The sequence below is a fragment of the Lachnobacterium bovis DSM 14045 genome (genome assembly GCF_900107245.1).
In the GTDB taxonomy this organism is placed as follows: Bacteria; Bacillota; Clostridia; order Lachnospirales; family Lachnospiraceae; genus Roseburia; species Roseburia bovis.
In genome coordinates, this window is sequence record NZ_FNPG01000019.1 from 37239 (window position 1) to 62449 (window position 25211).

General features: G+C 30.6%; 26 protein-coding genes. 2 read left to right on the forward strand and 24 right to left on the reverse strand.

All coding sequences use genetic code 11. The annotated features are described in order from the left end of the window. Window positions 1–9: 9 nt before the first annotated feature. From BLV79_RS08230 to BLV79_RS08255, 6 genes are all read right to left on the reverse strand, one after another. On the reverse strand, window positions 10–867 hold the full coding sequence (locus tag BLV79_RS08230) for an energy-coupling factor transporter ATPase (protein WP_074718037.1): 858 nt from the start codon (window positions 865–867) through the stop codon (window positions 10–12). A 1-nt stretch (window position 868) separates the two neighbouring features. Next, window positions 869–1372, reverse strand: a complete 504-nt coding sequence (locus BLV79_RS08235; RefSeq protein ID WP_074717986.1) for a tRNA (cytidine(34)-2'-O)-methyltransferase — start codon at window positions 1370–1372, stop codon at window positions 869–871. A gap of 154 nt (window positions 1373–1526) precedes the next feature. Next, window positions 1527–2708, reverse strand: coding sequence for an aminotransferase class I/II-fold pyridoxal phosphate-dependent enzyme (locus tag BLV79_RS08240; protein ID WP_074717988.1), 1182 nt, complete (start codon window positions 2706–2708; stop codon window positions 1527–1529). Then, a complete protein-coding gene (locus tag BLV79_RS08245; RefSeq protein WP_074717990.1) occupies window positions 2708–3187 on the reverse strand; it encodes an Lrp/AsnC family transcriptional regulator in 480 nt (159 codons plus the stop codon). The genes BLV79_RS08240 and BLV79_RS08245 overlap by 1 nt, the downstream gene beginning before the upstream one ends. Before the next feature lie 54 nt (window positions 3188–3241). Beyond that, window positions 3242–4237, reverse strand: a complete 996-nt coding sequence (locus BLV79_RS08250) for an AIR synthase related protein (protein WP_074717992.1) — start codon at window positions 4235–4237, stop codon at window positions 3242–3244. A 72-nt stretch (window positions 4238–4309) separates the two neighbouring features. Beyond that, window positions 4310–6016 (reverse strand): VanW family protein, encoded by a 1707-nt coding sequence (locus BLV79_RS08255; RefSeq protein WP_143470237.1) that lies wholly within the window; start codon window positions 6014–6016, stop codon window positions 4310–4312. Window positions 6017–6307: 291 nt separating this feature from the next. Between BLV79_RS08255 and BLV79_RS08260 the strand changes: the two genes are divergently transcribed. After that, window positions 6308–6898, forward strand: a complete 591-nt coding sequence (locus BLV79_RS08260; RefSeq protein ID WP_074717994.1) for a hypothetical protein — start codon at window positions 6308–6310, stop codon at window positions 6896–6898. Here BLV79_RS08260 and BLV79_RS08265 read toward each other — a convergent pair. From BLV79_RS08265 to BLV79_RS08305, 9 genes are all read right to left on the reverse strand, one after another. After that, window positions 6882–7598 carry a 3'-5' exonuclease gene (locus BLV79_RS08265; RefSeq protein ID WP_083354509.1) on the reverse strand — a complete coding sequence of 239 codons (717 nt, stop codon included), beginning with the start codon at window positions 7596–7598 and terminating at the stop codon, window positions 6882–6884. The genes BLV79_RS08260 and BLV79_RS08265 overlap by 17 nt on opposite strands. Further along, a complete protein-coding gene (gene nth, locus BLV79_RS08270; protein WP_074717996.1) occupies window positions 7599–8231 on the reverse strand; it encodes an endonuclease III in 633 nt (210 codons plus the stop codon). Then, complete coding sequence (locus BLV79_RS08275) at window positions 8221–9726, reverse strand: GGDEF domain-containing protein (protein WP_159429344.1); 1506 nt, start codon at window positions 9724–9726, stop codon at window positions 8221–8223. Before BLV79_RS08275 ends, nth begins: the two co-directional genes overlap by 11 nt. A 208-nt stretch (window positions 9727–9934) precedes the next feature. Then, window positions 9935–10522, reverse strand: coding sequence for a manganese efflux pump MntP (locus BLV79_RS08280; protein ID WP_074718000.1), 588 nt, complete (start codon window positions 10520–10522; stop codon window positions 9935–9937). Window positions 10523–10596: 74 nt separating this feature from the next. After that, window positions 10597–12690, reverse strand: coding sequence for a hypothetical protein (locus BLV79_RS08285; RefSeq protein WP_074718002.1), 2094 nt, complete (start codon window positions 12688–12690; stop codon window positions 10597–10599). A gap of 35 nt (window positions 12691–12725) precedes the next feature. Next, window positions 12726–14834 carry an efflux RND transporter permease subunit gene (locus tag BLV79_RS08290; RefSeq protein ID WP_074718004.1) on the reverse strand — a complete coding sequence of 703 codons (2109 nt, stop codon included), beginning with the start codon at window positions 14832–14834 and terminating at the stop codon, window positions 12726–12728. A gap of 128 nt (window positions 14835–14962) precedes the next feature. Continuing rightward, a complete protein-coding gene (locus BLV79_RS08295) occupies window positions 14963–15535 on the reverse strand; it encodes a TetR/AcrR family transcriptional regulator C-terminal domain-containing protein (protein ID WP_074718006.1) in 573 nt (190 codons plus the stop codon). A gap of 20 nt (window positions 15536–15555) precedes the next feature. Then, complete coding sequence (locus BLV79_RS08300; RefSeq protein WP_173334804.1) at window positions 15556–15786, reverse strand: hypothetical protein; 231 nt, start codon at window positions 15784–15786, stop codon at window positions 15556–15558. 61 nt (window positions 15787–15847) lie between these two features. Beyond that, window positions 15848–16432: an HdeD family acid-resistance protein gene (locus tag BLV79_RS08305; protein ID WP_074718008.1), complete on the reverse strand. Its 585-nt coding sequence runs from the start codon at window positions 16430–16432 to the stop codon at window positions 15848–15850. A 175-nt stretch (window positions 16433–16607) separates the two neighbouring features. Between BLV79_RS08305 and ybaK the strand changes: the two genes are divergently transcribed. Beyond that, window positions 16608–17087, forward strand: coding sequence for a Cys-tRNA(Pro) deacylase (gene ybaK / locus BLV79_RS08310; RefSeq protein WP_074718009.1), 480 nt, complete (start codon window positions 16608–16610; stop codon window positions 17085–17087). 131 nt (window positions 17088–17218) lie between these two features. On the opposite strand, the gene BLV79_RS08315 is transcribed toward ybaK, so the two are convergent. The 9 genes from BLV79_RS08315 to BLV79_RS08355 form a co-directional block, all read right to left on the reverse strand. Beyond that, window positions 17219–17599, reverse strand: a complete 381-nt coding sequence (locus BLV79_RS08315; protein ID WP_074718010.1) for a hypothetical protein — start codon at window positions 17597–17599, stop codon at window positions 17219–17221. 71 nt (window positions 17600–17670) lie between these two features. Beyond that, window positions 17671–18600, reverse strand: a complete 930-nt coding sequence (locus BLV79_RS08320) for an SseB family protein (protein ID WP_074718012.1) — start codon at window positions 18598–18600, stop codon at window positions 17671–17673. A 274-nt stretch (window positions 18601–18874) separates the two neighbouring features. After that, complete coding sequence (locus BLV79_RS08325; RefSeq protein ID WP_074718014.1) at window positions 18875–19564, reverse strand: GTP pyrophosphokinase; 690 nt, start codon at window positions 19562–19564, stop codon at window positions 18875–18877. A gap of 111 nt (window positions 19565–19675) precedes the next feature. Further along, complete coding sequence (locus tag BLV79_RS08330; protein ID WP_074718016.1) at window positions 19676–20224, reverse strand: NUDIX hydrolase; 549 nt, start codon at window positions 20222–20224, stop codon at window positions 19676–19678. 215 nt (window positions 20225–20439) lie between these two features. After that, on the reverse strand, window positions 20440–21564 hold the full coding sequence (locus tag BLV79_RS08335; RefSeq protein WP_074718018.1) for an anti-sigma-I factor RsgI family protein: 1125 nt from the start codon (window positions 21562–21564) through the stop codon (window positions 20440–20442). 137 nt (window positions 21565–21701) lie between these two features. Then, window positions 21702–22463, reverse strand: a complete 762-nt coding sequence (locus BLV79_RS08340) for an amino acid ABC transporter ATP-binding protein (RefSeq protein ID WP_074718020.1) — start codon at window positions 22461–22463, stop codon at window positions 21702–21704. Window positions 22464–22540: 77 nt separating this feature from the next. Beyond that, window positions 22541–23194, reverse strand: a complete 654-nt coding sequence (locus BLV79_RS08345) for an amino acid ABC transporter permease (protein ID WP_074718022.1) — start codon at window positions 23192–23194, stop codon at window positions 22541–22543. A gap of 70 nt (window positions 23195–23264) precedes the next feature. Beyond that, the gene (locus BLV79_RS08350; protein ID WP_330389974.1) at window positions 23265–24077 is read right to left on the reverse strand and encodes an amino acid ABC transporter substrate-binding protein; all 813 of its coding nucleotides are present in this window, start codon (window positions 24075–24077) and stop codon (window positions 23265–23267) included. A gap of 78 nt (window positions 24078–24155) precedes the next feature. Further along, complete coding sequence (locus BLV79_RS08355) at window positions 24156–25076, reverse strand: Fic family protein (protein ID WP_074718024.1); 921 nt, start codon at window positions 25074–25076, stop codon at window positions 24156–24158. Between the last annotated feature and the right edge of the window lie 135 nt (window positions 25077–25211).

A 25211-nucleotide genomic window follows, 5' to 3' on the forward strand; every position in this document is an offset into this window, starting at 1 on the left:
TCTGTACCATTATCCCTGTGATGCTTTTAATAACGCATCTATCAATTCTTCTCTTGTCAAAATGCCATCTGGTATATTTAGCCCACTTTGCTTTAACTCATGTGCTAAAAGAGTAATCTGTGGTACATCTAATCTGTGTTTTTTTAATGTTTCAACCTGAGAGAAAATTTCTCTTGGTACACCCTTCATTATTACCTTACCTTTTTCCATTACGTAGACATAATCGGCATTTACTACCTCTTCCATATAATGTGTAATTAAAATTACTGTAATATTTTTCTTTTTATTAAGTTCTGTAATTGCCTCAATTACTTCTTTTCTTCCATTTGGGTCTAACATAGCGGTAGGTTCATCTAAAATAATACATTTAGGTTCCATAGCAACAACACCTGCTATTGCAACTCTTTGTTTTTGTCCACCTGACAATTTGTTAGGAGAATGCTTTCTGTATTCAGTCATTCCAACTGTTTTTAAACTTCTATCAACTCTTTCCCAAATTTCATCTGTTGGAATACCTAAGTTTTCAGGCCCAAATCCAACGTCTTCTTCAACAATGCTCGCAATAATCTGATTGTCTGGATTCTGAAAAACCATACCGGCTTTCTTTCTGATGTCTAATCTATTTGACGCTTGTAAAACATCTTTTCCATCTACAATAAGTGTTCCTGATGTTGGACTAAGTAAAGCATTAATGTGCTTTGCAAATGTTGATTTACCTGAACCATTATGTCCTAAAACAGCCACAAAATCTCCTTCTTTAATCTCAATATCAACATTATCGAGAGCTTTTGTTATACCTACTACATTATTCTCTTCATCACGTTTAATAAATTCGTGAACTAAGTTTATCGCTTTAATTATGTTCATTTTATTCATCCCATTTTAATCTATGAAGTTCACCTTCTAATTTCATGTGGTCAAACTTATTTTGGCGTAACGCTTCATATAAAACAATTGCCACAGAATTAGATAAGTTAAGTGATCTTGTTTCTCCAATCATAGGAATTCTGACAGAAGTTTCCCTATTCATCTTTAATATTTCTTCTGGTATTCCTGCGCTTTCCTTTCCAAACATTATAAAACAATCTGATTCATAATTTACATCAACATAAGTTTTTTTTGCTTTTGTAGTTGCATAATAAATCTTTGCGTTTGGATTTTTTTTGCAAAAATCTTCCCAATTTACATATGTTTTAACATCTAAATCTTTCCAATAATCCATTCCGGCTCTTTTTAAATGTTTTTCGTCTAAAGAAAAGCCAAGTGGCTCTATCAAATGTAATTTAGTTCCTGTTGCAACACATGTTCTTCCGATATTTCCTGTATTTGCTGGTATTTCTGGTTCATACAATACAATATTTAATTCTGCCATTATATTACTTCCTATCTAAAATTATTATTTCTTTTTTATTGTTCTTTTGCATACTCTCATGTCACTTATATGCATTTCAAAATTTAATATTATTTCTTTATACACCAAAACCCATTGTATAATCAATGGGCTTTAGGTCTATAATTTTAAATACTTATTTATTCTTTTTTTCTCTTAACTCTGTTACAAATTCTTCTAATCTATCTAACGCAACTTTTAAGTCATCTAATGAATATGCATATGATACTCTTAAATAACCTTCCCCAGAATCGCCGAATGCTGTTCCTGGAACGATAGCTACTTTTTTATTTTTCAAGAATTCTGTAGCAAATTCTTCTGAAGTCATGTTAAATTCTTTAATGCATGGGAAAGCATAAAAAGCTCCTAATGGTTCAAAGCACTCTAATTTCATCTCTTTAAAACGATGTAATAAATAACGTCTTCGTCCATTATATTCTTCACGCATCATTTCGATATCCTTATCCCCATTTTTCATTGCCTCTACAGCAGCATACTGACTTGTTGTAGGCGCACACATAATTGCGAACTGATGAATTTTTAACATCTGATCTAAAATAACTTTTGGACCACACGCATAACCTAATCTCCATCCAGTCATTGCAAATGCTTTAGAGAAACCATTAATCACAATAGTTCTTTCTTTCATGCCTGGTAAAGAAGCAATTGAAACATGAGATTTACCTTCTGTATAAGTTAGTTCAGAATAAATTTCATCACTCAAAACATATAAATCATGCTCAATAACTATTTTAGCAATTGCTTCTAAATCTTCCTTATCCATAATAGCTCCAGTTGGGTTGTTAGGGAAAGGTAAAACTAACAATTTTGTTTTATCTGTTATTGCATCTTCAAGCTGTTTTGCTGTTAATCTAAACTGATCTTTTGCCTGTAATTCAATTGGCACTGGTGTACCATTTGCAAGAATACAGCATGGTACATATGATACATAACTTGGCTGTGGAATTAATACTTCATCACCTGGATCAAGCATAGCTCTCATTGCAATATCAATAGCCTCACTACCACCAACTGTAATCATTATTTCATTCATGTAATCATATGAAAGACCATATTTTCTCTCTAAGAATTTTATGATTTCTATTTTTAATTCTTTTAAGCCTGAATTAGAAGTGTAAAATGTTTTTCCTTTTTCAAGGGAATAAATACCCTCATCTCTAATATGCCATGGTGTATCAAAATCTGGTTCACCTACACCAAGGGAAATAGCATCATCCATTTCACTAACAATATCAAAAAATTTTCTGATGCCTGAAGGTTGAATTGTTGTTATTGTTTTTGATAATGGGTTTCTCATTAGAACATCATAATCCTTTCGTCTTTTGTTGGAGCAGTCATTACAGTTCCATGATCTTTATATTTTTTCAAAATAAAGTTTGTTTTTGTACTTAATACAGTATCAAGTGCTGATAATTTTTCTGATACAAATTTTGAAACTTCTCTTAATGTTTTTCCTTCAAGAGTTACCATTAAATCAAATCCACCAGAAATTAGATATACTGAATTTACTTCTGGATAATTGTAAATTCTTTCTGCTACTTTATCAAAGCCCATTCCTCTTTGTGGTGTTACTCGAACTTCAATCAAAGCTGAAACTTTTTCGATACCTGCTTTATCCCAATCGATAAGAGTATGATATCCACAAATTATATGTTCTTTTTCCATTGCCTCAAGCTCATTTACTACAGTTGAGACATCAACGCCTAATACTATAGCAAGCTCATTTAAATCTATTCTACTGTTTTTTTCAATAAAAGTTAAAATTTTCTCACGCATAATTCCACTTTTCTCCCTTTCTTTTTTACTAGGTACTTTTTATTGGATATTAAATTAAAATACAAGTACTTTTCTAAGCTCATCTGTCTGTGGTGTTTCTAAGAATCTTCTTTCATCACCAATCATAAGCACCCTGTCTTTAGAATCTGTTGTCCTTCCAACAATTTCTGCACTTTTACCATTTTTTTTGATAGCATCAACTATTGGATTGCCATTTTCTGCAACAATTAAAGTGCTTCCCATAGATGATAACTTATATGGATTAATTTTAAAGTACTCACATATTTCTATTGTTTCTTGTTTAATTGGAATCTTTCTGCTATCAATTTCTAAACCTACTTTAGCACCTTCAGCTAATTCCCAAAGTGCACCTAAGATTCCCCCCTCAGAAATATCATGTATTGTTATAGCATTATTGTCATAGGCAACTTGTGCCTCTTTTTCTATAGACAAATAATCTTCAAATACATTAACTTTATCCAAGAATGGTTCTGTAAATCTAGTTAATAATTCTTCTCTTTTATTCGCAACAAGTGCCAATGTTCCATCCATTCCAATCCAATTAGTAACTATTATATCCATGTTCGCGGTTACTTTTCTATTACATGCAACATAATCCTTTTTTGCCAGGCCAACTCCCGTTACAGTCACTATAGGTACATTAACTGCTCTTGAGCATTCTGTATGACCACCTATAACTTGAGCTCCCAGCTTCGCCGCGGCAGCATCTAGCTGTTTAATTATAGTTCTAATACTTTGTTCATTAGAACTTGTGGGTACAAGTAAACTCACCAAAAGCGCAACTGGGGTCGCGCCTTTAGCTATTACATTATTAAAGGCCCTATATACCGCTCTTTCTCCAATTTTATCCTCCTCTAAGGGAATAGTTATAGGATTAACCGAAAAAACAATATCCTCTTCATCTCTGACGCTAATCCTTGAACAATCTTCCCCTACAGCTGAAGAAAGTATCACATTTTCATTTTTACTATTTAGTTGTTTTAAAATAGATCTCTTTAAAATAGCTTCTGATACTTTTCCTGCTTTCATAGAACCTTCCTTTTCTTTTATTTAAAAATCATATGATACCATTATACAAAAATTATATATTTTTTGCAAAACTTACTGCGCAGCTGGTGTTTGAGGTACTGCCGGTTGTGGTTGTTCTGGCTGTGGCTGTGCTGGTTGTGGCTGTACAGGCTGTGGCTGTGCTGGTTGAGCTGGCTGTGGTTGAGTATTTTGCGACTGAGCTTTTTGAGCTTGCTCTTGTGCTGCCTGTGCTGCTGCTGCCGCCTCTTGCTGTTGCTTCTGTGACTGTGCAATTTCAGCTTTAACTGCTGCAACTGCTGCTCTTACAGCACCTTCGTCTTTTGATGCTGCTGCTGCTTTAATTCTACCTACTTGTTCTCCTGATGCACCAGCTACACCTACAGTGATTATCTTAGGTGAAGCTTGATATGTACTCTTGTTGAAAACTTCTCTACTCTTTTCTTTTCCGTTTATTGTTACAATCTTCCATAATTGTGCGACATAGCCTTTATGTGGTGCCTGAGTTGATGCAAAGGAACCAAGTTGTGCTCCACCATCTATTTTGAACTCAGTTGGTGCTGGTGTTTCTTTTAACACCTGACTTTCAAACGATACTTGTCTATTTTTTTCTCTAGTCTCTTGACCATAAATACTAAATGTAATATTGCCACCATTACATACACCTTCAATGTATATTGGACTCTTTGTATTATTTACAAATCTCATATCTTTAGATGTTCCAGCAATTGCTGCATCTTCTGATGGTTTAACATAATTTACAATCAATGAATGATTATGTCTAGTTGTAACCTTTAATTCTGCTCTAATTACTGCGTTGTAAAGTGTAGTAGACACCTGACAAATACCACCACCGAATGTTTCAACTACAGTTCCATTTGAATATGAACCAGCTAATTCGTAGCCATTTTCATTTGTAAATGGACTAACTGTTTCATAAACTGAAAATTCATCACCTGGGTATAAAATAGTACCATTAATCTTTGAAGCACCATTTCTTACATTTTTCGCTCTTCCCGCACTTGATGATGCAAAGTTAGTCGTATAACTTCCTAGTAAATCCTTAACTTTTGATAATTCTTTTTTATTTCCTCTTGGCTCTACAACTTTTGAGACAAGCTTAATATCTTTTTCACTTGAATCCCATTTATCAGCCAAGAAATTGTTGATTTTATATACTGATTTTTCGTAGCTGATTTCTTTACCTTTTTGTCCACCAACTACTTTAAATTTATCTCCTTCTTTAACCAAAGACATATCTTTAGCTTTAATGCATAATTCATCTTTATGATTTTTTAAAAAATTAGCTGTTTTTTTTCTATTTGCAACTAATTTAAGAGAAACACTAATCTTACCATTTTTAATATCTTGATTCTCTTTGTATTGTTTAATCAAGTTACCACGTCTTCCTACTGCCTTTGCCTCGTTAACTGTAGCTTCTTCATCTGCTTTAATTCCGAGTTCTTCGGGTGTAACTTCGATTTTACCATTTGGACCCTCTAAAGTATATTTAGATTTGTTAAAAGTATCGACATATTCCTCTATAGCCTTTTTAGCTTGTTTGGAATTCATTTCACCAACATTGATTTTTCCGATATAAACTCCTTTTTTTATTATACCGCTATCCTTTGAAACATTAGCAAAAGCTATTCCTCCACAAGTAACTCCTAATAATGCAACAACTCCTACTGCAATAGTGCATCTTTTCTTTGCATTTGGCAATTGCATAACTTTCTTAATTTTTTCAAATTGCATAACTTCTTTAACCTTCTTAAATTGCATAATTTCTTTAACCTTCTTAATAAATATTATCTTTATTTTTAGTAAACTTTTAGCTGTCTCACTTGTGATATTGTATCATAATACCATGTTTTTTCAAGGTTTTTCTAATACTTTGCAAAACTTGCCAAAAAAGATGTTACCATCATTGCTAAAATTAAAACTGCTGATATAATTGCTAAAATTCTTTTCTTCTTGTCATTATTAATTTTTTTCATTCTATTTACCTCTTTTTCTTTTATTACGATATACTATAAGTAAGTTAAAAAATTTATATAGAAAGGGATAATTGCCATGTTTCCATGCCTAACTATTTTTATTATTTTTATTGCTATTTTAACTTATCATATACATAAATCCGATGCTAAACAAGCCGAAGTTGAAGCAGCTTTCTGGCAAAAAGAATATGAAGCTAATTCTACTAGAAAAGCTGATATTTCGACACTTGATTATATTAGCATACCTCTTGAAAGATTTCCACCTATTATTAATACTGACGCCGAAAACGATTTTAGAAATCTGGCCGACAAAAAAATAATTAATTTTTCAGGAATGACTAACACAGATTTAAAATTAAAATATGGTGTAGGAAATCTTGAGATATTATCTGAATACGAAAATAATTACAACAAATTGATTGCAACCATCATTAAATATTCCAATGATTTAATCGAGTCAAATCATGTTAATAACGCAATCGAATTACTTGAATTTGCTGTTTCAATACATGCCGATGTTGGCTGTATTTATACTAAACTTGCTGATATTTATAAAGACTCAGGAAAAGATGATAAAATTCCTGATTTAATTAGCAAAGCTTCAAGTCTGCAAATAATTACTAAAGAGTCTTTAGTTCACAAACTTGAAGCTATCTACCATACTTAACGTATAATTTGTCCATAATTCGGGAGGCTTCACTTCTAGTTAAAGTCTCCCAATTAATTTTATATTCAATATTTTTCATTTCTAAATATCGATTTAACTGCTCTTTTTGTTTTTTAGTTGCAAGCATTTGTTTTTTTAGTTTAACATTGAATTTTTGGGGTAAAAAACATAATTTTTCGATATTATTATTTTTAGCAATTTGTTTCAATTTTTCATATACCTGCATTGTTTCAAAAGAATCATCTAATGCTCTATGTGCGTTTTCCCTTTTAATATTAAAAAAACTACATAGATTTTCTAAGTCTTTTTTCTCATCCTTTGGCAAAAGCTCTCTTGCTATTTTTAATGTATCACAATAATATAAATCCAATTTTACATTTTTATTTACTGCCCACTGCTTTATAAAACTATAATCAAAGATAATATTTTGTCCAATGATGCAATCTTCACCAACAAAATCAATCAATTTATACATTGCTTCATCTTCTTCTGGTGCTGTGCTTAACATGCTATCATCAATTCCAGTCAAATCTATAATCTTCTTACTTAATTTAACGTGTGGATTAATAAAAGATTTATAAGTATCGACTATTTCATTATTTCTAACTTTTATTGCACCAATCTCTATTATTTTATCTTTTTTCACTGATAAACCTGTCATTTCTAAGTCTAAAACAGTGTAATCATCTATAAAATTCATCTATACCACCTTATCTTTAGAATTGCATAAATCATTTAAAAAACATTCCTTGCACATTGGCTTTTTTGCAAAACAAACAGTTCGCCCAAATGTTATAAGATGCAAATTCCATAATATCCATTGCTCTTTTGGTAATTTTTTCATCAAATCCATCTCTACTTTTAAAGGATCTGTCTCTTTAGTAAAACCTAATCTTTTTGAAATTCGTTTTACATGAGTATCCACCACTATACTTGGATCATTAAATAGATTTCCACGAATTACATTCGCTGTTTTACGCCCCACACCTGGTAAAGCCACTAATTCTTCTAAGCTTTTTGGCAAATCTCCATTATATTTTTCTAACAAAACCTTTGCACAAGCGACAAGATTTTTAGATTTTGCACGATAAAACCCGAGCGAATAAATGTCTTTTGCTAATTCGTCAACATCTGCTTTTGCAAAAGCCTCAAGACTATCATATTTCTTATAAAGATTTTTAGTAACCTGATTGACTCTTTCATCTGTGCACTGTGCACTCAAGATAGTTGAAAACAATAATTCATATGGTGTCGAATATTTTAAATAACAATATAATTTAGTTCCATATTGTTTATTGAATCTATTTATTATCTCATCATCTCTATTTAACACTACGCTCTCCTATCTGCGCATTATTGTGCATTATATGATCAACTTTTAGCTTAATATCTGTTGTATCAATTGGAAAATATGATGCCTCATCCGCACCATAAAGCATTGCCTTATCAACTGTTTTTTCATCCTTTGCTAAAACTAATACCGGAATCTTGTTGGTATAGATTCTTGTTTTCATAAAATGTAAAATATCATAACCATCGTAGTCCTCAAAGTCCATATTCAAAATCAATGCATTAATTCGTCTTGAATATAAACTAATCTGTTCAACAGTCTCTTTTCCATTTTTTGCCCACAAAACATCTGCTGAATCTCCAAATTTATCCCTGATTGCTTTAAATTCTTTCTCTTTATTATGTGCAACTATAATAAACTTTTTCTTGTTTATACTTTGTCCAATTTTTTTAGGATTTCTGATGATAAAGCGATTTCTTCCATGATTTTTAGCAATATATAATGCATCCATAGCTATACCTTTTAAATCATCAAATGAATAAAACTTATCAGATGTACACACTATTCCCATACTACAGGTTAGCTGCACATCTAATTCTACATTTGACATTTCTTCAAGACCTATTCGAATTTCTGAACATCTTAACGCAATATCTTCTTCATTTATAACATTTTTCATTAAAACGATAAACTCATCGCCCTTATTCCTTCCAATTATGGCATTATCTGAATATACTTTTTTTAAAAGTTTTCCAAATTTTTTTAATATATTATCACAAGCAGTCTTACCTAATATTTCGTTTGCTTTTTTAAAATAATCAAGGTTTATGCAAATAAGAGCGACATTATCCTTGTCATCTTTCAATCTAAGGTATTCTCTCATTTGATTTTCACAAACGATATTATTCAGCGTTCCTGTTAACTCGTCTCTCTGACTCACCTTAATATACTGCTCTTTTACTAAATGATAACTTAAATGAATTTTGGTAAATAAATTATACAAAACTATCGCTACAAAAAAGCCTACGAGTGATGCAAATATATCACCTCTAGCCACAAATTCATGTTTTTGAGAATATGTCAGGTATATAAATACTGCCTCTGACATCGTTAAAAACAGATATTCATATTCTTCTGGAAAAATAAATAATGTTGCTGAAACAGCTAACGCTAACGGTGTAAATGTACATTGGCTATCTGGATATGGGAAAATATCAATTACCATAATAAATCCCATAATTACTATTTCAAAGAGCATACACAATCCATTTATAAGTTTAGGACTTTTTACATCTTCAGATATCGCAACAATAGCAATAATGGCAAATATTGCTGCAACTGGTGCAAAAATAATATACTGAATTGTAATTCTCCATGTTTTTACCAATAATGGAGTAATTGTAATCAATAATAATATTAAAAAAGTAACTATAATACTTATTGTTCTTAATGTATGTAAATTTCGCTTAGCAATTTCTGTTTTTGCTTCTTTATAAAAAATCTGTTTTTTCTTTCTATGTTCTTTATATTTTTTCAAGAAAACTTTCATTATTTCACAATAAAACCTTTCGTTTTTTTATTATTGTAACATATTAGAGAAAAAAAAACTATAACGTAAAAAAGACTGCAAAAAACATTAACGTCTTTTACAGTCTCTTTTCATTTGACTTATATTACTCTTTTAGAGTGTAAGTTTCTAGATAGCCCATCTACGTATTTACTTCTCACTACTTTTATAGATTTCACTACATCCCTGTGTTCAATATCAAACGTATTATCATATCAATACCTGCAATTATTAATAATATTGCTCCTATAACATATGCACGTCTTTTTGATTCAAATCCGAATCTAAATCCGCAATACATTCCACCGACAACAAACAAAACAAGCGCTACAGCTAACATAATCAACAACTGCCAGATAGTAGTTCCAATGAAACCAAAGGCAAAACCAGCAACTAATGTATATATACCTGTTAAACCTGTCAATGGTATAAATCGTTTAATACCAAGATGTTGTTCTAAATGTTCATTTATCTGTTCATTGATAATAGCTTTTACTATTAATCTAATCCCTAGACCAAACAAAATAATGATTGCAAGAATATGTCCGATGAACACTTCTTCTGAAGTATCACCATTTTTCGATAGAAGCGTAGCTAGGAAATAGCCTAAATAAAGTGCTAACAAGTGGGCTACAACTATTATAATCGTAACTAATGACAAATGTTTTTTATCGACTTTTCTAACCAAGGATCCTTGACATTCCATTGCCGCAAAAACATCTAAGGATAAACCTATAATGATTAGTAAATTTTCAACCAATGTCATATTTTTCCTCCTACCACTATTATCTTTTACATATTATACACATTATATTATCACTTTTTCAAATATATATATACTTATTTTTTGATTTCATCTACTTTGTATATGAATTTAACATTGCCTTTTGTTCCATCAGAAATTCCAGCAAAACTGTTATAATCTTTACTTGCATCTAACATTGCTTGTAATTTATTTGCAAATGGTTTCAAATCTCCATTATAAGAATTTACAATTTTTGAAATTCCATCTTCGTTAAATTTGAGCATACCATCTGAAAGCTGTTTAGATCCATCACTTAATTTTGCTATACCAACTGATAATTGACCTGTAGCATCATTTAATTTTGCTGCGCCATCATTTAATTTTCCGTTATTTGCAACTAAAGCGCTTGATCCGTTTACTAATTGCTGTGATCCACCTTGTAATTTATCTACGCCTTGTTTTAATTCTGGAAGTTTAGAACGCATTGTTGATGTACCTGCTTCAATTTTTCCTAAACCATTTGATAATGCTACTGTTCCACCATACAATGAATTTGGATTGCTTGGACTACCAACGTACTGTGAAATACCATTAACAGCAGCCTTTAACTGTCCTATACCAGCATTTCCATTTAAACTTTGTTTTGTCTGCTCTAATGTATTAAGTGCACCTTCTGCCTGCTCTAATGATGCAATAGATGTAATAATCTGTTTTTGTCCTTGTGCTATCTGTTCTGGAGTTGCACCTCTTGCCTGTAATGCTGCCATTTTCTGTGTTAACGCATTAACTGCTGCATTGATAATCTGTGTATGATTTTCAGGTGTAACAGTAAGGTTAAAATCTTTTAATGCTGCATTTACTTGTGCAATAATCTGATTTCTTGATGCATCAATTGAATTATTAATAGTTGGTCCAAAATTATCTACACCTTGTTTCAACTGTTGTGTAACATTGTATAGTCCAGGATTTTGAGCTGTTCCATTACCTTTGTATGCAGCAACTAACTTATCACTACCTGCTTTTGCTTGAGAAACACCAGTAGATAGCTGATCTAATCCACTTGATAATGCAGGTAAGTTTGCTGATAAAACTTTTAATCCATTGTTTACTAAAACTGTTCCATCTGCGACTTTGCTTGCACCATTTGTGTATTCTCTAATACCATTTTGAAGCGTTCCAACTCCTGCTGCATATTCTTTAAATTTACTGTCTAATGTTCCTAATCCATCTGATAATTCTTTTGAACCATTCTGTAATTTATTTGTTGCATCAACTAATTCATTTACCATTGAGTCTAAATCAGAGTTGTTTTCTGATTTATTATCCATTAATGAAGCTGCATTAACAACTGCTGTCATAGAACCATCTAATGAGAAGTTTTTAACATCTGCAGTTACTTCAATGTAATCAGGAATATTAACCTTATCTGTAAAATCACTGTTTGTTACACCAAGAGAATCTTTTACTCCTGGAAGTGCATATCCAACTGCCATTGTTTTTTCGCCAACATTTACTAACTTACCATTTGTAATTTCAACATTTGAAAACTTAGAATCTAAAGTTAATCCTGTTACTGCTGCGAAAGGAACACAAACCTCAACTTCTTCACCGTTTACTGTTTCTTTAAATGTTGTATTATTCTTATAATCAAAACGAATTGTAACTTTTCCTGATTTTCCTGCCAAATCTTTTGGTGAAATTTCTTTTCCGTTTAATTTATATGTAATTTTCTGTGAAACTGGAGCATCTTTTTTAGTTGTTCCTTGATAGAAAATTTCTTTTCCATCTGCTTCCCATTTAAGGTTATCTCCGTCTCTTGTAAATTTTTCATCTCCATTTACATTTTTAATATTATCAAGATCTGATTTATCTTGTATTCTATCTTTTTTATCTCTGTTTAATAAATGTTCTGATACGATAGTTTTTTTAGTTTTACCACTTGCTGTTGAAAGAACATATACTGTTTCTTCTTTTTCAACGTCTTTTTCAGAAACATTATTTGTTTCTTTGTCTACTAATTCATCAACTGTCTTATCTTTTTCCTCTTGCTCTGCTTCTGTCTGAGTTTTTTCAGCATACACGCTGTATACTGAAGCTCCTGTTGCAATCATAGAAATTGATAAAACACCTGCAACAACTTTTACTGTGAATCTATTTTTTAATACTTTTTTTAATTCTTGTAATTTCATGATAATCCTCCTATTCCAAACCTGTTTTGAATCTATTATTCTCTATTAATTCCATTGTCTGTTACTTGAAAGTTTTCACCTTTAAAACCTGCACTTGTAGAGCAAATTATTCTGTCAAATACCATAAACATTGATGGTAAAACCAAAATAACTACAAACATACTTATAATGGCACCTCGTGAAAGTAATGAACAAAGTGAACCAATCATATCGATTTGTGAATACATACCTACACCAAACGTTGCTGCAAAGAAAGTCAACGCACTAACTATAATTGATTGAGTAGCACTCTCTAAAGCAACGTTTATAGAATCTCGTTTTGACATTCCTCTATATCTATTTTTCTTGTATTTATTTGTCATAAGGATAGCATAATCTACTGTTGCGCCTAATTGGATAGTACCAATTACAATTGACGCAATAAATGGTAAAGTTGTATGTGTATATGCTGGAATACCCATATTTATAAAAATTGCAAACTCAATAACTGCTACCAATATAAATGGTAAACTTATTGATTTAAATACCAATAAGATAATTATGAAAATTGCACCGATTGAAACAACACTAACTCGTTTAAAGTCATCGTTTGTTATGTTGATCAAATCCTTTGTACATGGTGCTTCACCAACTAGTTTTGCTGATTTATCATATCTTTTAATAATTTTCTCTATACTTTTACATTGAGCATTTACTTCATCTGATGCTGTTTTATACTCTGATGTAACAAGCATTAATTGATATTTACCTGATTTTAACTCTTTTTTAACTTCTGTTGGAATAACTTCTTCCGGTACAGTAGGTCCAGCAATTGAATCAAGTGATACTGCTAATTTAACACCCTTTAAGTCTTTGATTTCTTTTATCATCTGTCTACTTTCTTTTGGACTTAAAGAACTATCTGTTAAAATCATTGAAGTCGCACCCATGTCAAAATTCTTTGCTAACTCGTTATTACCTTTTTTACTCATTAAGCTATCAGGCATTGTTCCTGCTAAATCATAATATACATCAGTGTGTGTATAACCCCAAACTGATGGAATTAAAATGATTAATGATGCAAGTAGAATAGCTTTAAAATGTTTTACTACAAAATCTGAAATAATCCCCATATCAGGAAGTAATACTCTGTGTCTTGTTTTTTCTATTAATTTATCACAAACAAGAATCATTGATGGTAATACCGTTACACATCCTAATACACCAAATACAACACCTTTTGCCATAACTACACCTAAATCTAATCCAAGTGTAAAACTCATAAAACATAAAGCTACGAAACCAGCAACTGTTGTTATTGAACTACCTACAACTGAAGTAATTGTATTTGATACGGCATGTGCCATTGCTCTATTATGGTCATCTCCATATCTTTCTTGATTTTCTTGGTATGAATGCCACAAGAAAATTGAATAATCCATTGTAACCGCAAGCTGTAATACTGCTGCAAGTGCTTGTGTAATATATGAAATCTGACCCTGTACAAAATTCGTTCCCAAATTATAAATTACAGCCATGCCAATACTAAATAGGAATAAAATTGGTATAATAAACGAGTCCATTGTAATTGAAAGAACCACAAAACAAAGCACTGCTGAAATTACAACGTAAGCAAATACTTCTTTTTCTGAAAGTTGTTTTGTATCTCTTAATACAGCAGACATACCGCTTACAAAACAATCTTTCTTAAGAATACCTTGAATCTTATCTGTTGCCTCCATTGTAACGTCATCACCCATTGATTTGTCGTATAAAACTATCATCAACTGTGAATTTTTTTCTCTGTTTTTAAAGAAACTTTCAACTTCACTTGGAAGAACTTCTGTCGGAATACTTGCATCTGCTATTGAACCATACCAAACTACTCTTTTAACATGGTCTACTTTTTTAACATCTTCTGCAAGATCTTTAATATCTTTATCTTCCATTCCATCTAACACTACAAAAGAAAAAGCACCCGTTCCAAATTTATCTAATAATATGTCCTGACCTTTCATAGTATCAATTTGTGATGGTAGATATGATAAAATATCATAATTTACTTTTGTGTTAAAATAAGAGATTCCTGAAGGGATTAATAATAAAAGTGATATTATTAATATTGGAATTCTTAACTTAACAACTGCTTTACCAAACTTAATCATTTTGCCACCTTCTCTTTCACATTTTTTCTATACTACTATAATAAAAAAAAAGACCGAATATTGACATATTCAATCTTTTTTATATGTTTACTTCAAATATACATTTTTTCAGTTTTGTATAATTCAAACTACATTTGTTTAAAAATGTCGTCCAATGAAAGTGTTAAAATGTATTCGTACACTTCAGAAAGTTCCTTAGGCGAGGCTGACATTCCACTTTTTACCCATTCAATTGCAACAAAACACATAGACTGCGCATAATAACTTGCAACATGTTCTGGTGTAAGCCATCTATGTTTTTTCATATGTGCATTATCTGAATTCTCATTTATCATTTCTAACAGTACTTCCTCTGCGCACTTTTTAGCAATATCCATAAATGTTATTGTACCCTCAAGCTTTACAGCTTTCGTATAAAAGATTTTGTCTTTCTCCATGTGAGTAAGTAAAATTTCCATTCCCTCTCTAACCATACCATTTTGAATAAGCGGACGCATCGGTTCTATTAATTCTGTCATAATTATCCATTCTATTAATTCATACTTATCTTGAAAATGGTTATAAAAAGTTGGTCGAATAACTCCTGCTTTATCAGTAATTTCTTTAATAGTAATCTTTTCTAATGGTCTATTTTGGGCTAGTTGTTTCAAGCTCTCCGCTAAACTCGCATCAACAGCATTACTTTTTCTTTGTCCTACCATTTATCTAATCCTCGCAATTTTTATTCGTCAAACTCCATAATAACATAATACCCTTTCTCCGTTTCTTCTATCTCTACAACTTCTCCCTCTCTTGATTTTAGTCGCTCACTAACTTCATAATTTCCCGACATAGCAATTGCATGCTCAATAGTGTAATAATATGACGATGGTAATTTACCTTCTGTAATTTTCAAATGATCTCCCACCTTTGTCAATCCAGGTCTTTCCATTTTAAATTCCATTCTTCTCATACAATTCCTTCTTTCTTTATATCGGTTTATACTTAAGTATATTCTATTTTCAATATATACTCTAATCTCTGAATTTTCCATCTATAATATCTGAATTATTATCATAAAAATCAGATGTTTTATTTTTCATATTTTTATCATAAATAAGTCTTGAGATTCCTTTATAAATTATAGCCGCTCCTACAATTCTTATTGCTGTTTTGGCAACAAACCACGAAAAAAGAATACAGCACACTCCAACTACAACCGTTGAAAAAGCCATAAAACTGCTTAATTTCACATCATATCCCATACTCTTTACTTTAGAAACCCTTGATACTTCTCCTAATCCAACAAACAATACATATATTCCAAACATTGTAGGAATAAAATCAATGAAAAATCTTGGATTTGCAATTAACAATATTCCAAAGATCAAAGGAAATAAACCTAATCCTGTCGTAAACCCTGATGTTGCCTGATCCAAAAAATAATTTCCCATCAACGCACAACCTGCTAAAACTAATAATGTACCTATAATAAGGCTAAGCATTGCCACACTGCCTACTGGAAACACTAAAAGAAACGCCCCGAATATACATGATATAACAGCCATAGCAATAGCATTATTATAAATACTATATATCTTCTTTAAAACGTTAAACATAAAACATCTCCTATAGTTTTTATTTTTATTCAACATTATTATAACATTCAAAATATTACTCTTCAAGAAACTTTTCTACAAAAAGAACAACTCTTCCCTTTGTAATTATCCTATTATTTTGTTATAATCCAATTGTATTTTTATAGAATATATTAATCTTTTTTAGGAGGCAATTATGGCAAAAAAAGAATTAAAAACTAATGCAGTCCGTATTTTAGAGAGAAATAAAATTGATTATGAATTAATAAACTATGAATGTGATGAATTTATTGACGGAATTCATACAGCCGAAGCAACAGGTGCTCCAATTGAACAATCCTTCAAAACTCTTGTTATGAAAGGAAAAAGCAATGCTTATTACGTATTTGTTATTCCAATTGCTGATGAAGTTGATTTAAAAGCTGCAGCACGATCTGTTAAAGAAAAATCTGTTGAAATGATTCACGTTAAAGATTTAACATCAATAACAGGCTATGTTAGAGGTGGATGCTCTCCTCTTGGAATGAAGAAATCCTTTCCAACTGTGATTGATTCATCTGCAGAAAAATTTGATGAAATATATATCAGTGGTGGACGAATTGGAACTTCTATCAAACTTAATCCTCAAGATTTAGCTAAAGTTGTAAGAGCTACTTTCTACGACATCATTCGTTAATATAAGATTTTAAATTATAACAATAATAAAAAATCAAAAAAATATTAAAAATTAAAATTGTATTATAATAAAACATACAAAAGTCATACGCATCACTTACACATAAATAAGCAACCGTATGACTTTTTATTCTATATTGTTTTAACTTTTAAGTTATCCCATTGTTTTTTATCAACAACAGTATACTCATCTACACCATCTCGACAACTTACAAATGCTATAGTGCCATCCTTCTTTTTTAAATAACCTACCCACATTTGATCATATAGTCCTGTTTCATCTAACGTTTGTAACGCAGCAAGTAAAACCTTTGGGCCCTTTAGGGTATACACCTCTAACTCTGCAAAAATTGGTTTACCCTCTGGACGACCTTCGCAACCAAAATCCGGTTCTTTTACAAAATTAATATAAGCTTCTGGTTGGAAATGACCTGCAGACAATTCTATTCCTTTTTCCAAAATATAATTCATTCCTAACAAATCAAAGGTTCCATCATCTAAATACGCGTACATAAATCAACCTCCCTTTGTGAACTGCACAAGTCCACTAAAATATCTTAATAAAAGGTTATTGCAAAACTTTATTACGCAATCACTTCATCTTCTACGAGATCAATAATTGTTTGTAATTCATTGCCATCGTTTGGTGCCTCACCATGACTAACATGCGAAATTTCTGGAATAACCTCACCTAACAATCTTATACTATCGTTCATAGTTTTTTCTATTGTGTAATATTTTCCTTCATCTTTTTGTTTATCCCAAACAAGATAAACTCTATAACATGAAGGAACTTCCATATATCTTTCTGGAAAATCTACTCTAACAATTGATATATCTTCACTAATATTCATTGTCATAACAGAAAATTCTTCTTCTAAATAAGGATACATTCTCTTTTCCTGATAAAACTCTTCATAAAGTTTATCCATGTATTCTTCTTTACCATCTGATAATTCAGTAATAAACTTTTCGCCTTCTTCAAACAACTTCTTTGGTAAAAGTGTAAACTCAACCTGTTTTCTAGACCAAATATGATATTGCTCATCTGTAAGTTGATCTAATGGTATTACACCTTGAGTTTTATCTTTTTCAACATTGTAAATTTTTTGCAAAAGTGGAAGTTTAAAAATTAAACTATCTGTAAATGCATTAATAAAAACGCCCTCAACATTAAAATCTGGAGTAACTGCCATTTCTACAACAGCCATAAATGGCATATTAATAATTAAAGGACTCGCTGGCTCCTGTGGAATATGCTTAGCCGATGTATAAATTGGCATATATAGCTCACCATCATCATTTTGAATAAATGCTGGTGCTGGGCTCTTATCATCATTCATCATTGCCGGTACTAGAACTCTGCAATTAATTATATGGTTAACTAAAGCTGTAAGATTCTGTGCATCTTTATTCTCGTTATATTCAACAATTAATTCTCCTAATTCCTTATTTTCTATCTCAATTGTCATTTCGACATCAATTTCTTCATTTTCTTTATTCTTATTCTCCATTTTTTTACCCTTTCTTCCTTAATTTCTTTAACCCTCTTTTAAAAAGCACTATACCTCTTCTAATTCTAACATAATAAAATTAATTTGTAACTATCTATTAATAAACGAAAATTTTTTATTTTTTTGTGTATTATGTAAAAATAGAATTTAAAAGCATAAAAAAACTAGAAGAGTATGATTACTCCTCTAGTAATTTTTATACAGTAATATTATTTTTATCTAATGACTTTATTGTTTAAATATTATTTAGCCAATTTATAAAAGCCTCTAAAAACTAGATTTTTCTATAATTTTCATCTAATGTTGTCTGTATAAGTTCATCAAGCATGTTGCCTATCTTTCCGTACTGTTTAACTCTTTCTTTTAACTTAGATGAAATACTCTTTTTCTTTTTGTAAATAATTCTTTGATCCACTGATGCCCATGCATCCATAATTATTGTACGTAACTGAATTTCTACGCGCATATTCTTTTGACCTTTTTTAGTCTCAATTGGGACCTCTAAAATCATATGATAGCTTTGATATCCATTAGATTTCGGATGTTTGATATAATCCTTTTCTTTTATCACATTAAATCTACCATCTGATTTTACTTTGTTTACTAACCAATAAATGTCTTTTAAGCAAAAACAAATAACTCTTACTCCAGAAATATCATTTAGCCTTGTTAATGCAACATCGAAATCGACCTTACAACCTTTCCTTTGCAATTTCTCACATATACTCTCTGCAGTTTTCATTCTACTTTCAATGTGTCTTGCAAAACCCTCTCCTGTCTTTTTCTTATATATTTTGTTTAAAAATTCAACATAATCTACTACTTTGTTCCTTGCCACATAATGCTCATGTTGAAATTTTTCGTCTTTCCAACGCTTGATAATCTCTTGTTTTCGAATATCGTTATCACTAAAATCTATTCTTGTTCTAAACACCACTGGTGTATTCTTTAATGTATGTTCCATGATACAATCCCCCCAATTTTCAATACAACTGTCACATTACCAAATAACCCTTAACCGCACAAAACCCTTAACGTCTTATATTGAAGGAAAATACTCAATCATGGTTTATATTTATTTCACCAATATTCTAGATTCATTCTCAGTTTTTAAAGAAACAACATTATCAAATTGGTGATTTTGCAACATTTCTACGAACCTCGTATCTCGATATATCCATGGTAAATAATGAAAATATGAATTAGCATCTATGATTTCTTTTGGTGTTGCCCAACACAAATGATATCCTTTTTTTATCTCACTCATAGTCATATTGGTATCTACTGTTTCATCCTCTACTTCACAATAATAAAAATATGAATGACATATAAATTTTTCATCTTCATGATATAAATCTTTTCGAATTTCTTCTATCTCACCTAACTCGACTATAGAATCTTGTTTCACTAATAAGCCCGCTTCTTCTCGCACCTCTCTCATAATAGTGTCAATATAGGTTTCCCCGTTTTCTATACCTCCACCAACTATCTTATAATCTCCTGCTGCTCCATGCTGAGTTGCAATTCTACCGTTCTTAACAATAATCGTACGAACAGCATATTTTTCAAAAGCACGCATATCATCTGTATAATTTTTACTATCTAGAATCAACAATTTTTTCATAAGTTTTCCTCTCTCCATTAAAGGAATACTGGTTAAATATGTTAGTTATCTTGTCATCCCCTATAGTATAAATACTAGTTTAATATAAGTCCCCCCTTCGTCTTATTAATAGACTAGTAAATCGTAAAAAATATATCGTCTTATTATTTATCGACATTTTTTTAATAAAGTTTATATATATTTTATTATTACCACAAAAAGCTAAATAAATCAACCTATTGTTCACTTTCTTCTATTTTAGCTTGTGGTTTGGCATTATCCTTATTTTGACTAGGCTTGTTATTGTCTGTATTCTCCTCAGTTATGCCTTGCTCTTTAGTTTTGTTGTTACCTGGCTTATTCGTCCACTTTGAAGCAGGCTTTGCACCTTTTCCATTTTTATCTGTATTATCTCTACCGGCCTTATTTTCACCATTTGGTACGGATTGAGAATCGTTATCAACAATATTTTCTTGTGTTTCCACCTTATCTTGATTTTTTATATCTTTATCTTCTTTTACATTTTTATTGTAATCTTTTTCTCTAAAATAATCCTCTGTCTTTTCCTTTTTAGAATCACCATTGGTATTCTCCGTATCTTTATCTTTTTCAACTGTAATTCGCCCAGTTGATGCCAACAATGAAAATACAGAATCATTTTGACACACCTTCACTTTTTCTTCTTCATACGGTATATCACCATTATTGTCGACCTCATCTTTGTAGATATCTTCCATCATAACGTATCTACCTGGTGAAATTCCAAGCTTAATAGCCTTCTCATGTACTTTTTTATTTGTCTTTGTAAAAAATAAATTTAATGTTTTATCACCCTTTTTTTTGATGATTTTTTCAATACGATTTTCTAAACTGCTTATAGTCTTTTCATTATCGCTTGAAATATTCATTAAAATATAATTATTCGCCCTCTTTATATACTTATCTTTATAAAGAATAGTAGTTGTTTCATTTATTGCATCATCGAAATCACAATATTTTTTACATTTTTTGTTATATTTTTTTAATACTTTTTTGCCGTCAGCATTAAGAGCACAAACATCAATCACCTTTCCTTGGCGATTTAAGGTGTACTCTACAGATGGATTAATATCTAAAGAAACGTACGTATATGGACTACGACAATAAAATTTATAGCTTGCAGTAGCAAGAATTACAATTGCAAAACATGCACACGAAAACATCACTTCTTTAATATATTCAGCTATTTCTTTTTTCTTTTTATTGTCAAGCTCTATAGTCTCTCCTATGCTTCCTTGACAATCAAGGGTTAATATTTCTCCGTCCTCTCTTAAAACGACGGTCTCATTATTTTTATCTTTGTCTAAAATTAATGCCTTCATATTCAACTCTCTGTCTTCTATAACTTAATATATTTTTCAAATAATCTTTAATGTAAAAATGTCCCAAGAAAATCTTTCAATATTGTTCTTGAGACACTCGCATATATTTTATACATTTTTCATAAAAATGTCAAATTTTATTTAACGTTTTTATATTTTCCTAAAAATTCCATTGTTCTCTTGTTTGTAGAATTAAACATTTCCTCTGGAGTTGTCTCTTCAACTATCAAACCTTTATCCATAAAAATCATTTTACTTGACACATTTTTTGCAAAATCCATTTCATGTGTAACAATTACCATTGTCATTTTTTCTTTTGCTAACTCTTTAATTACTTTTAAGATTTCTATGGTAAGTTCTGGATCTAATGCCGAAGTAGGTTCATCAAAAAAAAGAATTTTGGGCTTTAGAGCAAGCGCTCTTGCAATCGAAACACGTTGCTGCTGCCCTCCTGATAATTGACAAGGATAGGCATCTTCTCGTCCCTCTAACCCCATTTTTTTTAGTAACTCTCTTGCTTCAGAAATTACCTCTTCTTTTTTTCTTTTTTGCACCCTGATAGGTGCATCAATTATATTTTTTAAAACTGAATAATGTGGAAAAAGGTTAAAATTCTGGAAAACCAACCCAAAACATTCCATTGCTTTTTTTATTTTAGCTTTTTCACCATAAACAGCCTTTCCATCCTGAGAACCAACTACTTGTTCTCCCAAATATGAAAGTTCACCATCATCTATAGTTTCAAGAAATGTTGCACATCTTAATAATGTCGATTTTCCTGAACCAGAAGGTCCAATAATTGAAATCACATCACCTTCGTCAACTTTAAAACTTATATCTTTAAGAATTTCATTTCCATCGAAACTCTTTTTTATGTGATTCATTTCTAATACACTCATCTATATACTCCGTTTCAATATTTTTATATATTTATTTGTATATCAAATATATTTTATCAAACACTTTGTTTTTTTTATTATATATCATAATAATTTAGCTTTTCTTCAAACAATTCCATAATTGTAGCTACAGCAAAATTAAATACATAATAAAAAATAGCGGCAGCAACAAAAGGTAGCATACTCTTTTCTGCAGCTGCAAGTGCCTTTGCACCCGAAAACATCTCAGCATATGCAATTGAAAAAGCTAACGAAGTATCCTTTACCAGAGTAATTACTTCATTTGTAATCGCTGGAAGTATTCTTTTTATAACTTGTGGTAAAATTATAAAGAAAAATGTCTGTATTTTATTGTAGCCTAAAATCTTAGCTGCTTCATATTGTCCAACAGGCATAGATGAAATTCCACTTCTGAATATTTCAGCAAAATATGCTGCATAATTAATAGAAAAGCCAATAATCACTGCTATACCTCTATATTCAGGTGATAATTTACATTTAAACAAATAATAAGGTCCATAATATACAACTAGAAGTTGAAGCATTAATGGTGTACCTCTCATAATTGAAATGTAAACCTTCACTATTGTTCGTATTAATGGATTTTTTGACATTCTACCTGTAGTCACTACCAAACCTAGCGGAATTGAAAAAATCAGTGTTAACACAAAAATCATAATGGTAACCATCATACCGTCTGCTAATTGTAAAATAATATCAATAATATTCATATAATAAATCGAAATAACCCTTTCTAATTTTTCTTCTGCAAACCTTTGTTTGTCGAAAACAAATGAAATATTATTTTTCTAATATACAAACATCTGTTTTAAACCATTTTTTTGAGATTCTTGCAAAAGTATTATCATCTTTCATTTCAAATAATGTTTTTTCAACTAAGTCTCTTAATTTAGTATTGTTCTTAGCAAAACCCACTCCATATTTTTCGCTAGATATTTTATCTTCTAAAATAACGAATTTGTCTTCTTTTCCTTTAATCTGATCTTTTGCAACAAAAACATCCATAGCAACAGCATCCACTGCACCTGAATCTAAATCCATCATTGCTGTATTATAATCGCCTACTGTCTGCATTTTTGAAAAACTTTTTAGTAATTCTTTATGATCATCACTTTTTAGTGCCGTCTCAGCTGATGAATCCATTTGAACATCAACAACTTTTCCTGCAAGATCTTTAGAGTTTTTTATATTAGAATCTTTTTTTACAACAAATACCTGTGAATTATCCATGTAAGCCTTTGTCCAGGCATAACTGTTTTCTCGTCCATCAATTGTAAATCCATTCCAAATACAATCAATATTTCCAGTTTCAAGCTCAATATCTTTTGAATCCCAATCAATTGGTTTCAAAACGAGCTTCTTGCCCATTCTTTTTGCACACTCTCTAGCCAAATCTATATCAAATCCTTTAAATTCTCCATTTTTATCCTTGTAGCCAAAAGGTGGAAAATTTTGGTCAAAGCCAACAGTAAATGTCGCTTTTTTATTATCTGATGATTTTTTCTTATTGTGTGTAGCACTATAAACTCCTAGTACTGCGATAAGTAAAGCTATAACAATCAATAAAGATATTTTAATCTTTTTCATACTCATATTATATTTCTCCTCTTACTTTAGTATGCTAATATGCTAATAGATTATCATATTAGAAAAATGTTGTAAATAGGGAATTTATATTTTATTATATTTGATTCCAAAATATTCAAGATATGTTTTAAATTTTTCTTGAGCAACTAATGTAATATTTTTTAAAATCGATGGTTCCTCTTTCCATTTTTCAATTCCTCTTTTATAAAAAACAACCATGTCTTCTTCTATTAGAAAAGGAACGATTTCGTTTTTTAAACATTCCTTCAAAACTACTAATCTTGCAATTTTCCCATTTGCAGTTGAAAATGGTGATATCATCATAAAACAGTATAACAAATCCAACACATCATCTAATGTTACTTTTTCCTTTAAATTATAATCTTTTAAAAACGCTTTTAAATGCTCTTCTACCTCATTTGGTTGAACTGTTTCTATTTCATTGAATTTGTTTTTCACTGATTTATAACAATTGTTTTTCGATGAAAATGATTCACTTACTTGCGTTGCATTTTCTAGCATTAAATACAATTTTCTAATATAGTTTTCAGATAATTCTTTTTTTGCAGTCTTAATAATATAATCCATGCATTTAAAATGATTATTCATTTCTATAATTTCATCAACATCTAAAATGTTTCCACCTAACGATAAACTTTTATCGTCATACATGTACCTTACCTGCTCTCTCGAAAGTTTTCCGCCTTCTATTTTAAATGTATTAAAAGTCGCATCAATCACAAATCCATGATAAATTCCATCCTCAATATTATTTTTCATTTCTATTTCTAAAACTTTTGATAATCCCTTTTTCTTTCTTCTTGCTTCTATTCTAATAGGTTTCTTAGCAATGTCAGGAATAAGCCACATTTTTCCTATTTTTTGTACTCCTGGAATTATTCCCTCTTGACAATAATTTCTAACTGCTCTCGTTGTAATATTCCATTCTCGTGCTACCTGCGAAACGGATTTATACACTTGCTTATTATTCTCATTTATATCCATAATCATATCTCCTTCATATAGAATTTCTCACATTTGCATTTCCTAGTTTTTTCTCGTGTTACTAATAATATTATGACTACTATATTTTAATCAATAATCTTTTTTACTAACATAACTTTTTACTATATTTTTAAT